At 68.0% G+C, this 12,452-nt stretch carries 10 protein-coding genes; 2 read left to right on the top strand and 8 right to left on the bottom strand.

What is annotated here, in order from left to right:
* Nucleotides 1-187: 187 nt before the first annotated feature.
* From LCM15_RS00240 to LCM15_RS00225, 4 genes are all read right to left on the bottom strand, one after another.
* Nucleotides 188-1,021, bottom strand: a complete 834-nt coding sequence (locus LCM15_RS00240) for a metal ABC transporter permease (protein ID WP_224852229.1) — start codon at nucleotides 1,019-1,021, stop codon at nucleotides 188-190.
* Complete coding sequence (locus LCM15_RS00235; RefSeq protein ID WP_224852228.1) at nucleotides 1,018-1,893, bottom strand: metal ABC transporter permease; 876 nt, start codon at nucleotides 1,891-1,893, stop codon at nucleotides 1,018-1,020. The genes LCM15_RS00240 and LCM15_RS00235 overlap by 4 nt, the downstream gene beginning before the upstream one ends.
* Before the next feature lie 61 nt (nucleotides 1,894-1,954).
* Nucleotides 1,955-2,845, bottom strand: coding sequence for a manganese/iron ABC transporter ATP-binding protein (locus tag LCM15_RS00230; protein ID WP_224852227.1), 891 nt, complete (start codon nucleotides 2,843-2,845; stop codon nucleotides 1,955-1,957).
* A 20-nt stretch (nucleotides 2,846-2,865) separates the two neighbouring features.
* A complete protein-coding gene (locus tag LCM15_RS00225) occupies nucleotides 2,866-3,768 on the bottom strand; it encodes a metal ABC transporter substrate-binding protein (protein WP_318246050.1) in 903 nt (300 codons plus the stop codon).
* A gap of 217 nt (nucleotides 3,769-3,985) precedes the next feature.
* Here LCM15_RS00225 and metH point away from each other — a divergent pair, with 217 nt between their 5' ends.
* Together metH and LCM15_RS00215 are read left to right on the top strand one after the other, a co-directional pair.
* Nucleotides 3,986-7,756 (top strand): methionine synthase, encoded by a 3,771-nt coding sequence (gene metH, locus LCM15_RS00220; RefSeq protein WP_224852226.1) that lies wholly within the window; start codon nucleotides 3,986-3,988, stop codon nucleotides 7,754-7,756.
* A gap of 98 nt (nucleotides 7,757-7,854) precedes the next feature.
* The gene (locus LCM15_RS00215) at nucleotides 7,855-9,246 is read left to right on the top strand and encodes a helix-turn-helix domain-containing protein (RefSeq protein ID WP_224852225.1); all 1,392 of its coding nucleotides are present in this window, start codon (nucleotides 7,855-7,857) and stop codon (nucleotides 9,244-9,246) included.
* A 97-nt stretch (nucleotides 9,247-9,343) separates the two neighbouring features.
* Here the strand turns inward: LCM15_RS00215 and LCM15_RS00210 are convergent, their stop codons facing one another.
* The 4 genes from LCM15_RS00210 to gatC are packed head-to-tail and all read right to left on the bottom strand — an operon-like array spanning nucleotide 9,344 to nucleotide 12,444.
* On the bottom strand, nucleotides 9,344-10,039 hold the full coding sequence (locus LCM15_RS00210; protein WP_224853033.1) for an N-acetylmuramoyl-L-alanine amidase: 696 nt from the start codon (nucleotides 10,037-10,039) through the stop codon (nucleotides 9,344-9,346).
* A complete protein-coding gene (locus LCM15_RS00205; RefSeq protein WP_224853031.1) occupies nucleotides 10,000-10,641 on the bottom strand; it encodes a hypothetical protein in 642 nt (213 codons plus the stop codon). Before LCM15_RS00205 ends, LCM15_RS00210 begins: the two co-directional genes overlap by 40 nt.
* Nucleotides 10,642-10,672: 31 nt before the next feature.
* Nucleotides 10,673-12,160, bottom strand: coding sequence for an Asp-tRNA(Asn)/Glu-tRNA(Gln) amidotransferase subunit GatA (gatA, locus tag LCM15_RS00200; protein ID WP_224852224.1), 1,488 nt, complete (start codon nucleotides 12,158-12,160; stop codon nucleotides 10,673-10,675).
* Nucleotides 12,157-12,444, bottom strand: coding sequence for an Asp-tRNA(Asn)/Glu-tRNA(Gln) amidotransferase subunit GatC (gene gatC / locus LCM15_RS00195; protein ID WP_224852223.1), 288 nt, complete (start codon nucleotides 12,442-12,444; stop codon nucleotides 12,157-12,159). The genes gatA and gatC overlap by 4 nt, the downstream gene beginning before the upstream one ends.
* Between the last annotated feature and the right edge of the window lie 8 nt (nucleotides 12,445-12,452).

Here is a 12,452-nt window from a genome sequence, read left to right as displayed (position 1 = left end):
CGGACGCCGCGCCGTCACGACGCCGCGCGGGCCCCGGGGGCGTGCCCTCCGGACCTCGCCCCCGCCCGACACCAGCGCCCGGCGCCGTGGGCCTTGCCGGCGATCCGGGCAGAGTCTCGACGGTCAGACACCTTGCCCGGCGCGGCCCCGCCCCACGCCGCGGCGGGCATCTCCCCCGCGGGGGCGTTCAGACACCCGCCCGCGCGGCGCGGCGGGTCAGCAGGCTCCGCCGCACGAAGGCCACGACAAACAGCGCGGTCAGGATCAGGATGATCGTGGGCGCCGGTGCACTGTCGAGGAAGAAGCTGGCATAGGTGCCCGCGAGCATCGACAGCAGGCAGGCGAGGCTCGCCACCAGCATCATCGTCGGGAAACGCCGGCTGACAAGGAAGCCGATGGCCCCCGGCGCGATCAGCAGACCCACGGCGAGGATCAGCCCGGTGGCGGTCAGCGTCGCCACGATGGTCAGCGACAGCGCGGTGAGCAGACCGTAATGCAGCAGCCCCACCCGCAGCCCCGAGGCCCGCGCCTGCGCCGGATCGAAGGCGTGCAGGACAAGGTCCTTCCAGCTCAGCAGCAATCCGGCGGTGACCAGCGCCGCGATGCTGCCCGCGGTCCATAGATCGGCCGGGCCCACGCCCAGCATGTTGCCGAACAAGATATGGTCGAGATGCACGTTGGTCTGCACCTGCGTGTAAAGCACGATGCCAAGACCGAACATGCCCGAGAACACCACGCCCATCACCGTGTCCTGCTTGACCCGGCTGTTCTCGGCCAGAAAGCCCGTGGCGGTGGCAGTGAGCATCCCCGCCGCGAACGCGCCGACGATGATCGGCAGTCCGACGATGTAGGCCAGCACCACGCCGGGCAGGATGGCGTGGCTGATGGCGTCTCCCATCAGCGCCCAGCCCTTGAGCACGAGAAAGCACGACAGCAGCGCCGTGGGAATGGCCACGATGGCGCAGATCAGGAACGCGTTCTGCATGAAGGGGAACTGGAACGGCAGAAGAAGCTCGCTCATGCCGCGCCCTCCTGCGACGGGTCCGCGCGCAGGGCCAGCCGCGCCTTGCGCCGCGCGGCGAGCATCCCGTGCTTGGGGGCAAGGACGAAGGCCGCGAGGAAGATCAGTGTCTGGAGCACCACGATCACCCCGCCGGTCGCGCCGTCGAGGAAGTAGCTCAGGTAGGCGCCGGTGAAGCTGGTGAGCGCGCCGATGCTCACCGACAGCAGGATCAGCCGCGGGAAGCGGTCGCAGAGCAGGTAGGCGGTGGCGCCGGGCGTCACCACCATCGCGATGACGAGAAACGCCCCCACGGTCTGCATTGCCGCCACCACCGAGGCCGAGAGCAGCGTGAAGAACACCGCTTTCAGCAGCCCCGGCCGCAGCCCGACGCTCTGGGCGTGGCTTTCATCGAAGAAGACGACCATGAGGTCCTTCCACTTGGCCAGCAGCACCACGAGCGAGATCGCCCCGATCAGCACCAGTTGCAGCGTGTCGCCGGGGGTGATGGCGAGGATATTGCCCATGGTGATGGTCTGGATCGACACCGAGACCGGGTTGACCGAGACCATGAACAGCCCCAGCCCGAAGAACGCGGTGAAGATCAGCCCGATCACCACGTCGATCTTCAGCCCAGAGCGGCCCGAGAGGAACAGCATCGCCCCCGCCGCGAGACCTCCGGAAAGGAAGGCGCCCAGGGCGAAGGGCAGCCCCAGCATGTAGGCGCCCGCGACGCCGGGCACGACCGCGTGCGACAGCGCGTCGCCGATCAGCGACCAGCCCTTGAGCATGAGGTAGGAGGACAGGAAGGCGCAGACCCCGCCCACGAGGGCCGAGACCCACATGGCGTTGGTCATGTAGCCATAGGAGAACGGCTCGAGAAGGACGCTCATCGCGACCCCTCCCCGGGCTGGCATGTCGGGTCCGCGACCAAGGCGGCGTGCGCGAGACGGCTCATTTGCCCGGCCCCCTCGTGCGCATCTCGTCGCCGTACTGCACCAGCGGGCGCTCATCGTCGGAAAAGATGGTGACGTGGCGGGCATCGTCATCGTCGTGCAGCGCGTCGCCGCCGAGCGTGAAGTGCCGGAGAACGCCGCCGAAGGCCGCCTCGAGATTGGCGCGGGTGAAGGTGGTCTCGGTCGGGCCGTAGGCCAGCACCGTGCCCTTGACCAGAACGGTGCGGTCGCAGAACTCGGGCACCGAGCCGAGGTTGTGGGTCGAGACCAGCATCACCCGCCCCTCGTCGCGCAGCGCGCGCAACAGCGCGATGATCTGCTCCTCGGTCTTCACGTCGACGCCGGTGAAGGGCTCGTCGAGCAGGATCACCTGCCCCTCCTGCGCCAGCGCCCGGGCGAGGAAGACCCGCTTGCGCTGCCCCCCCGAGAGCTCGCCGATCTGGCGATGGCGGAAGTCCTGCATGTTGACCCGCGCCAGCGCCTCGGCCACTGCCGCGTGATCGGCGCGCCTGGGGCGGCGCAGGAAGCCCATATGGCCGTAGCGCCCCATCATCACCACGTCCTCGACCAGCACCGGGAAGGACCAGTCGACCTCTTCCGATTGCGGCACATAGGCCACAAGGTTGCGCTTGAGCGCCTCCCTGACCGACAGGCCCAGCAACGAGATCTCGCCCGCCGAGGCCGGCACGAAGCCCATGATCGCCTTGAACAGCGTCGACTTGCCCGCCCCGTTCACCCCGACAAGCGCGGTGACGGTGCCGCGCGGGATCTCGAAGCTGGCGTGGCGCAGCGCGGTGTGGCCGTTGCGGTAGGACACGGTTACGTCGCGGGCGGAGATTCCGCCGCCCGCTGCCGCCTGCGCCTCTGTGGCGGTCTTGCTGTCGTGCATCACGTTTCTCTTTCGCGCTCTCAGTTCGAGGCCCCGGACAGCCCGTCCGCGATGGTCTGCGAGGTCACCTTCAGCAGATCAAGGTAAGTCGGAACCGGGCCGTCGGCCTCGCTCAGGCTATCGACATAGAGCACACCACCATATTCTGCACCGGTTTCACGCGCGACCTGCTCGGCGGGCGCGGTGTTGACGGTGCTTTCGCAGAACACTGCCGGAATATCATGCGTCTTCACCCCGTCGATCACCGCGCGCACCTGCTGCGGCGTGCCGGTCTGGTCGGCATTCATCGGCCAGAGGTACAGCTCCTTCATGCCGAAATCGCGGGCGAGATAGCTGAACGCGCCCTCGCAGGTGACCAGCCAGCGCTTGTCCTCGGGGATCTCGGCGATCTGCGCGCGCAGCGGCTCGAGCGTGTCGCGCAGCTGCTGCTTGTAGGCTGCCGCGTTGGCCTCGTAGGTTTCGGCATTGTCGGGATCGTGCGCGCTCAGCGCGGCGGCGATGTTGTCGACATAGACCTGCGCGTTGTCCAGCCCCATCCACGCATGCGGGTTGGCCTGACCCTCGTAGGCGCCTTTGGAGATGGCGATGGGATCGATGCCATCGCTCAGGGTCGCCGAGGGCAGATCGCCGAGATTGCGCAGGAACTGCTCGAACCACAGCTCGAGGTTCAGCCCGTTCCACAGGATCAGGTCGGCATCGTGCGCGCCGACGATGTCGCGCGGCGTCGGCTCGTAGCCGTGGATCTCGGCCCCGGGCTTGGTGATCGAGACCACCTCGGCGGCATCGCCCGCCACGTTCTGCGCCATGTCGGCCAGCACGGTGAAGGTGGTGACCACCTTGAGCTTCTCTTCGGCAGTGGCGGCCTGCGCCAGCGCCAGCGTGAGCATCGAGGCGGTGGCGAGACGGATCGCGGGCTTGAGCATGAGGTGTCCCCTGTCGTGTCGGTCCTGTTTGGAGGATGTAAATGCGAACCATTCGCATTTGTCAACGATGCAAATGAGAATGGATCGCAAAACCGTGATGAGCCCCCTCGCCGGCCCACAATGTGAAGGCGCCTCATGTTCCCCTTGACCATTATGAATTGGCCTTAGCTTCGCCCAACATATAGGTAGGCCGCCAAACAGTCCGGAAAGACACCCCATGTCCAGCACCGTCCCGACCCGTTCCGCCGTCTTCGACCGCCTCCGCGCGGCCGCGCGCGAGCGCATCCTGATCCTTGACGGCGCGATGGGCACGCAGATCCAGCAGCTCGGGCTGTCGGAGGGCGATTTCCAGGGCTGCGGCGGCGGCGCCTGCAGCTGCCACCTGCCGCATGACAGCGACAAGCCGCAGCAGGGCAACAACGACCTGCTCAACCTCACCAAGCCCGAGGCGATCGAAGAGATCCACTATCTCTACGCCATGGCGGGCGCTGATATCGTGGAGACCAACACCTTCTCCTCGACCACCATCGCGCAGGCCGATTACGCCATGGAGATGGCGGTCTACGACCTCAACTTCCACGGCGCCCGGCTGGCCCGTCAGGCGATGGACCGGGCCGAGGCCGAGGATGGCCGCCCCCGCTTCGTGGCCGGCGCGCTCGGGCCGACCAACCGCACCGCCTCGATCAGTCCGGACGTGAACAACCCCGGCTATCGTGCTGTCAGCTTTGATCAATTGCGCATCGCCTACGCGGATCAGGCGCGCGCGCTGATCGACGGCGGCGCCGACCTGCTGCTGATCGAGACGATCTTCGACACGCTCAACGCCAAGGCCGCGATCTTTGCCTGCGAAGAGGTCTTCGCCGAGCGCGGCGAGCGTCTGCCGGTGATGATCTCGGGCACCATCACCGACCTGTCGGGCCGCACCCTCTCGGGCCAGACGCCCACCGCCTTCTGGCATTCGGTGCGCCATGCCGAGCCCTTCACCATCGGCCTCAACTGCGCCCTCGGCGCCGAGGCCATGCGCCCCCACCTCGCCGAGATCTCGGGGGTGGCCGACACGCTGATCTGCGCCTATCCCAACGCCGGCCTGCCCAACGAGATGGGCGAGTATGACGAGACCCCCGAGCAGATGGCCGCGCAGATCGCGGGCTTTGCCAAGGAAGGCCTGCTCAACGTCGTGGGCGGCTGCTGCGGCTCGACTTACGAGCACATCCGCGCCATTGCCAAGGCCGTCGAGGGATTCGCCCCGCGCGAGATCCCGCAGCCCAAGCCGCTGATGCGCCTGTCGGGGCTCGAACCCTTCGTGCTGACCGAGGACATCCCCTTCGTCAACGTGGGCGAGCGCACCAACGTCACCGGCTCGGCCAAGTTCCGCAAGCTGATCACCAATGCCGATTATGCCACCGCGCTCGACGTCGCCCGCGATCAGGTCGAGAACGGCGCCCAGATCATCGACGTGAACATGGACGAAGGGCTGATCGACAGCCAGCAGGCGATGGTCGAGTTCCTCAACCTGATCGCCGCCGAGCCCGACATCGCCCGCGTGCCGATCATGATCGACAGCTCCAAGTGGGAGATCATCGAGGCCGGGTTGAAATGCGTGCAGGGCAAATCCGTGGTCAACTCGATCTCGATGAAGGAAGGCGAAGAGGCCTTCCTCGAGCAGGCCACGCTCTGCCGCCGCTACGGGGCGGCGGTGATCGTCATGGCCTTCGACGAACAGGGCCAGGCCGACACCGAGGACCGCAAGGTCGAGATCTGCACCCGCGCCTACAAGCTGCTGACCGAGAAGGTCGGCTTCCCGCCCGAGGACATCATCTTCGACCCCAACGTCTTTGCCGTCGCGACCGGCATCGAGGAGCACGACAATTACGGCGTCGACTTCATCGAAGCGACCCGCCGCATCACCACCGACTGCCCGCATGTGCACATCTCGGGCGGGGTGTCGAACCTGTCCTTCTCGTTCCGCGGCAACGAGCCGGTGCGCGAGGCGATGCACGCGGTGTTCCTCTACCACGCCATCCAGAACGGCATGGACATGGGCATCGTCAACGCCGGCCAGCTCGCGGTCTATGACCAGATCGACGCCGACCTGCGCGAGGCCTGCGAGGACGTGGTGCTGAACCGCACCCCCGCCAATGGCGGCACCGCCACCGAGAACATGCTCGACATCGCCGAGCGCTATCGCGGTCAGGGCGGCGCCAAGGGCCGGGAAAAGGACATGAGCTGGCGCGAGCTGCCGGTCGAGAAGCGGCTCGAGCACGCGCTGGTCAACGGCATCACCGAGTTCATCGAAGGCGACACCGAGGAAGCCCGGCAGGCCGCCGAGCGCCCGCTGCACGTCATCGAGGGGCCGCTGATGGCCGGCATGAACGTGGTCGGTGACCTTTTCGGCGCCGGCAAGATGTTCCTGCCGCAGGTGGTGAAATCGGCCCGCGTGATGAAGCAGGCGGTCGCCGTGCTGCTGCCCTACATGGAAGAGGAAAAGCGCCTCGGCGGCGGCACCGAGCGCGAGGCTGCCGGCAAGGTGCTGATGGCCACGGTGAAGGGCGACGTGCACGATATCGGCAAGAACATCGTCGGCGTCGTGCTGGCCTGCAACAATTACGAGATCATCGACCTTGGCGTCATGGTCCCGGCCGAGAAGATCCTCGCCACCGCGAAGGAACAGAAAGTCGACGTGATCGGCCTGTCCGGCCTGATCACCCCCTCGCTCGACGAGATGGTGCACGTGGCCTCCGAGATGGAGCGCGAAGGCTTCGACATCCCGCTGCTGATTGGCGGCGCCACCACCTCGCGCGTGCATACGGCGGTGAAGATCCACCCGCGCTACGGCAAGGGTCAGGCGGTCTATGTCACCGATGCCAGCCGCGCGGTGAGCGTGGTCTCCTCGCTGCTCTCCGCGACGCAAAAGCCGGACTACGTGGCCAACATCCAGACCGAATATGCCGATGTGGCGGACAAGCACGCCCGCGCCGAGCTCGCCAAGAAGCGCATCTCGGTCGAGCAGGCCCGCGAGAACGCGCTGAAGCTCGATTTCGGCAACCACGCTCCTGCCCCCTCCTTCCTCGGCAGCAAGGTGGTCGAGGACTGGGACCTGGCCGAACTGGCGCGCTACATCGACTGGACGCCGTTCTTTCAGACATGGGAGATGAAGGGCGTCTATCCCAAGATCCTCGACGACGAGAAACAGGGCGAGGCCGCGCGCGCGCTGTTTGCCGACGCGCAGGCGATGCTCGAAAAGATCATCGCCGAGAAGTGGTTCCATCCGCGCGCCGTGGTGGGCTTCTGGCCGGCCAACGCCGTGGGCGACGACATCCGGCTGTTCAAGGACGCGGACCGCGCCGAGGAACTGGCCACCTTCTACACCCTGCGCCAGCAGACCGCCAAGCGCGGCGACCGGCCCAACGTGGCGCTGTCGGATTTCGTGGCGCCCGAGGGCCGCCCCGATCACGTCGGCGGCTTCGTGGTCACCGCCGGCATCGAGGAAGAGCGCATCGCCAAGGCCTTCGAGGCCAAGCACGACGATTACTCCTCGATCATGGTCAAGGCGCTGGCCGACCGCTTTGCCGAGGCCATGGCCGAGCGCCTGCACGAGCGTGTGCGCAAGGAGTTCTGGGGCTATGCGCCGGACGAGGCGTTCGACAATGTCGAGCTGATCTCGGAGAAATACGCCGGCATCCGCCCGGCCCCCGGCTATCCCGCGCAGCCCGACCACACCGAGAAGACCACGCTCTTCGAGCTGCTCGACGCCACCAAGGCCACCGGGGTCGAGCTGACCGAGAGCTACGCCATGTGGCCCGGCTCCTCGGTCTCGGGGCTCTATATCGCGCACCCCGACAGTTACTATTTCGGCGTCGCCAAGGTCGAGCGCGACCAGGTGCAGGATTATGCCGCGCGCAAGGGCATGGCGGTCGAGGAGGTCGAGCGCTGGCTGGCGCCGATCCTCAACTACATCCCCGGCGGCGGCGCGGTGGCGGCAGAGTAAGCCCTGCCCGCGCACGGCCGCACTGGACCCCGCCCGCGAAATTTGCAAACTGGCGCTTCACGAGACGCTAAGCTGCAAATACCGCGGGAGGGGGACCGATGGCGACACGCAAGCTCTATGCCGGGGCCAAGCTGCGCGACCTGCGCGGCCGGCTCGGGCTGACGCAGAAGGATTTCGCCGGCAAGCTGGGGATCTCCCTGCCCTACCTGAACCAGATGGAGAACAACAACCGCCCGGTCTCGACCACGGTGGTGCTGGCGCTGGCGCAGGAATTCGGCTTCGACGTCACCGAGCTCGGCCAGGGCGACAGCGAGCGGCTGGTCTCGGACATGCGCGAGGCGCTGGCCGACCCGATCTTCGGCGAAAGCCCGCCTCTGGCCGATCTGCGCCTGACCGCGTCGAACGCCCCGGCGCTGGCGCGCGCCTTCCTCGAGCTGCATCGCGCCTACCGCCAGACCCACGAGCGGCTCGCCTCGCTCGACGAGGCGCTGGGGCGCGAGGATGCGCAGTTGCAGCCCAGCCCGTGGGAGGAGGTGCGCGACTTCTTCCACTACTGCGACAACTACATCGACGCGGTGGACCGGGCGGCAGAGCATTTCGCCAACATGCTCAGGGGCGATCTGCGCGGCGCGCTGGTGGCCCGCCTGCGCGAGCGCGGCGTCGCGGTCGAGACGGCGAGGACCAGCAGCCTGCGGGCCTATGATGCCGAGCGCAAACTGCTGACGCTGTCGAACCTCGTGCCGGTCGAGACCCAGAACTTCCAGCTGCTGGTGCAGGTGGCGCTCTTGCGTCAGAACGACCTGCTCGAAGCGACGCTCGATCTCGCCCGCTTCCAGTCCGACGCCGCCCGCGCCATCGCCAAGCTCGGCCTCGCCAACTACTTTGCCGGCGCCGCGATGATGCCCTATGGCGCCTTCCTCGCCGCCGCGCAGGAGACCCGCCACGACCTCGAGCTGCTGGCCGCGCGCTTCGGCGCCTCGATCGAGCAGGTCGCGCACCGGCTCTCGACCCTGCAACGGCCCGGCGCCAAGGGCATCCCGTTCTTCTTTGCCCGCGTCGATCAGGCCGGCACAATCACCAAGCGCCACTCCGCCACGCGCCTGCAATTCGCCCGCTTCGGCGGCGCCTGCCCGCTGTGGAACGTGCACCGCGCCTTCGAGACGCCGGGACGCTTCCTCCGCCAGCTGGCCGAGACCCCGGACGGGGTGCGCTACGTGCTTCTGGCCCGCGACGTCACCAAGCGCGGCGGCCATTTCGGCGCGCCGGTGCGGCGCTACGCCATGGCGCTCGGCTGCGAGGTCAAGCACGCCGGCGCGCTGGTCTATGCCGACGGGCTCGACCTCGCCCGCGACGGGGCCTTCGAGCCGATCGGCATCTCCTGCCGGATCTGCGAGCGCACCGATTGCCACCAGCGCTCGGTCCCGCCGCTGGAAAAGCGCCTCTCCATCCATCCAGAACGCCGCGACGTGCTGCCCTATTCGCTGGAGTGACCCGCGCTGCGCCCCTGCTTCTCTTCGTCAAAAATACTCCCGCCGGAGGCAGGCCGTTACGTGCCGCCGGTACAACGCCCGAGAAAAGGGCGTCATGTCAGAGGGCGGGGTATCGCGCGGCGAGCCCCGCCATGAGGCGGCGGTCGGTCTCGTCGAGGGGGCCGCGCGCGCCGGGGCGGAAGCGGTCGCGGAACGCGGTGAGCAGGACGTCATGGCGGTCCGCGTCGACGCGGTAGCCGAAACGATGCGCGTCGTTGGCGAAATCGCCCGGTTCCGCCGGGGTGGCCGCGATGGCGAGGCCGCGACGGGCAAGGCGCGCCCAGTCGAGGCGCGGGCCGGGGTCGATCTTGCGCCCCGGGGTCATGTCGGAATGGCCGATCACCCGCTCCGGCGGAATGCGCCAGCGCTGCAGAATGCCGCTCAGGAGACACTCGAGCGCCGCCATCTGCGGCTCCGGGAACGGCTCGGCGCCGGTATTGGCGATCTCGATGCCGATCGAGCGCGAGTTCACCTCCCCGACGCTGCCCCAAGCCCCAAGCCCCGCGTGCCAGGCCCGCATATCCTCGCGCACCAGCTGCCAGACCGTGCCCTGCCGGCCGATCACGTAATGCGCCGAGACGCCGGACTCGGGATTGCAGAGCCAGTCGCGCGCGCGCTCGGCGCTGGCCATTGCGGTGTAGTGCAGCACGACGATATCCGGCACCGCGCCCTCACGGCGCGGGCCGAAATTGTCGCTCGGGTGCCAGAGCGGTGTCAGCCGCCACGCGCCGCGCGGAACGGCGCGGGGTCCCAGGCGCAGGCGAAGCCGTCACCGTCGGGATCGAGGCCACGACGGTCGCGCTGCGGGCCGCCCATCGACAGGAAGGCCTCCTGCGCGAGGTCGGAGGAGTTGTAGGCCCCGCAGGCGCGCGGCACCGGGTTGCCGTCGTAGCGACCGGACCGGTCGTAGAGCGCCACACCCTTGGGATTGGTGGTCTGCAGCGCATAGGCGACGATGTTCGGCGCGCTGCTGTTCGGGCGCGGCGGCAGGTCGGTCGGCGCGATGATCTGGTACTGCGCCCGGTTCTGGGCGATCAGCGCCGCATCGTCCGCGATGTCGCGCTGTGCCGAGACCGCGTCGAAGTTGTTCTCGTTCGAGATCCCGTCCGCCCCGGTCACGACCTCTGTGGTGGCGGCCTGCCCTGCGACGCCGGGCGTGGCGCCGGCTGCCACAGCATTCCCGTCGAGCGAGCTGGTCTCGACCGGCGAGGGCGCGCTCACGCTCACGGTGCCGCCGGCCTGAGCGGCGTCGTAGCTTTGGTAGTCGTCGAAGCCGACGCCGCTGTCGGGCACCGAGCTTCCGGTGCAGGCGGACAGCGCCAGCGCTGCCACGCCAAGAAGAAATCCAGATCTCATCATGTTGCCTGTCACCTCTGTTTCGGTGCTGTTACCACCATTTGGCCGGCTTCTCCGCGAAGCCCGCGGCGCGCTCGAGCGCGTATGCGGTGTTCAGCAGATCGCCCTCTTCCCACGGCCGCCCGATCAGCTGCAGCCCCAGCGGCAGGCCCTGCTTGTCCAGACCCGCTGGAACGCTAACGCCCGGAAGGCCGGCAAGGTTCACCGTCACCGTGAAGACGTCGTTGAGATACATCTGCACCGGGTCCGCGTCCTGCATCTCGCCGAGGCCGAACGCCGCGGACGGCGTGGCCGGGGTCAGGATCGCGTCGACGCCCTGCGCGAAGACGTCCTCGAAGTCCTTCTTGATCAGGGTGCGGACCTTGCGGGCGCGGTTGTAATAGGCGTCGTAGAAGCCCGCCGACAGCACGTAGGTGCCGACCATGACGCGGCGCTGCACCTCGGGGCCGAAGCCCTCGGCGCGGGTCTTCTCGTAGAGATCGTTGATGCCCTCGCCGGCAGCGAGCGTGGCGCGGTGGCCGTAGCGCACGCCGTCATAGCGCGCGAGGTTCGACGACGCCTCCGCCGGCGCGATCACGTAATAGGCCGGCAGCGCGTACTTGGTGTGCGGCAGCGAGATGTCGACGATCTTGGCGCCAGCCTCGGCCAGCATCTCGCGGCCCTTGGCCCAGAGCGTTTCGATCTCCTCGGGCATTCCGTCCATGTGGTATTCGCGCGGAATGCCGATGGTCTTGCCCTTGATGTCGCCGGTCAGCATGGCCTCGAAATCCGGCACCGGCAGGTTCGCGGAGGTCGAATCCTTGGGATCGTGTCCGCACATGGCCTGCAGCACGATGGCCGCGTCGCGCACGTCCTTGGTCATCGGGCCGGCCTGATCGAGGGAGCTTGCGAAGGCCACGATGCCCCAGCGCGAGCAGCGCCCGTAGGTCGGCTTGATGCCGGTGATGCCGGTGAAGGCGGCGGGCTGGCGGATCGAGCCGCCGGTGTCGGTGCCGGTGGCGGCAAGGCAGAGATCTGCCGCGACCGCGGCGGCCGAGCCGCCCGACGAGCCGCCCGGGGTGAGCTGGCTGTCGTCATTGCCGCGGCGCCACGGGTTGACCGCCTTGCCGTAGCACGAGGTTTCGTTGCTGCTCCCCATGGCGAACTCGTCCATGTTGAGCTTGCCCAGCATCACCGCGCCGGCGTCGAACAGCTGCGTGGTGACGGTGGATTCGTACTCGGGCCGAAAGCCTTCGAGGATCCGCGAGGCGGCCTGCGAGGCGACGCCACGGGTGCAGAAGAGATCCTTGATGCCCATCGGGATGCCGCACATGGCGGGGGCGTCGCCGGCCTTGATGCGGGCATCGGCGGCGGTCGCCTGTTCGAGGGCGATCTCGGGGGTCTTGTGGACATAGGCGTTGAGCGCGCCCGCGCCCTCGATGGCGTCCAGGCAGGCTTCGGTCAGCTCGACCGAGGTCACGTCTCCGGCGCGCAGCGCGTCGCGCGCCTCGGCCACCTTCATCTTCGTCAGATCGGTCATTCCACCACCTTCGGCACGGCAAAGAAGCCCTCGCGGGCATCGGGGGCGTTGGACAGGACTTTCTCCTGCTGATTGCCATCGGTCACGCCGTCCTGGCGCCGCTTCAGGCGCATCGGGGTCACCGAGACCATCGGCTCGACGCCGTCGACGTCGACCTCGTTGAGCTGTTCGATGAACTCGAGGATGTTCGAGAATTCCTGTGCCAGCGCCGGAAGCTGGTCGTCCTCGACCCGGATCCGGGCGAGTTTGGCCACGCGGGCGGCGGTGTCGGTGTCGATCGACATCGGGAGGC

This window comes from Salipiger bermudensis (assembly GCF_020171625.1).
In the GTDB taxonomy this organism is placed as follows: Bacteria; Pseudomonadota; Alphaproteobacteria; order Rhodobacterales; family Rhodobacteraceae; genus Salipiger; species Salipiger bermudensis_B.
This window is presented reverse-complemented; position numbering and strand designations above follow the sequence as displayed.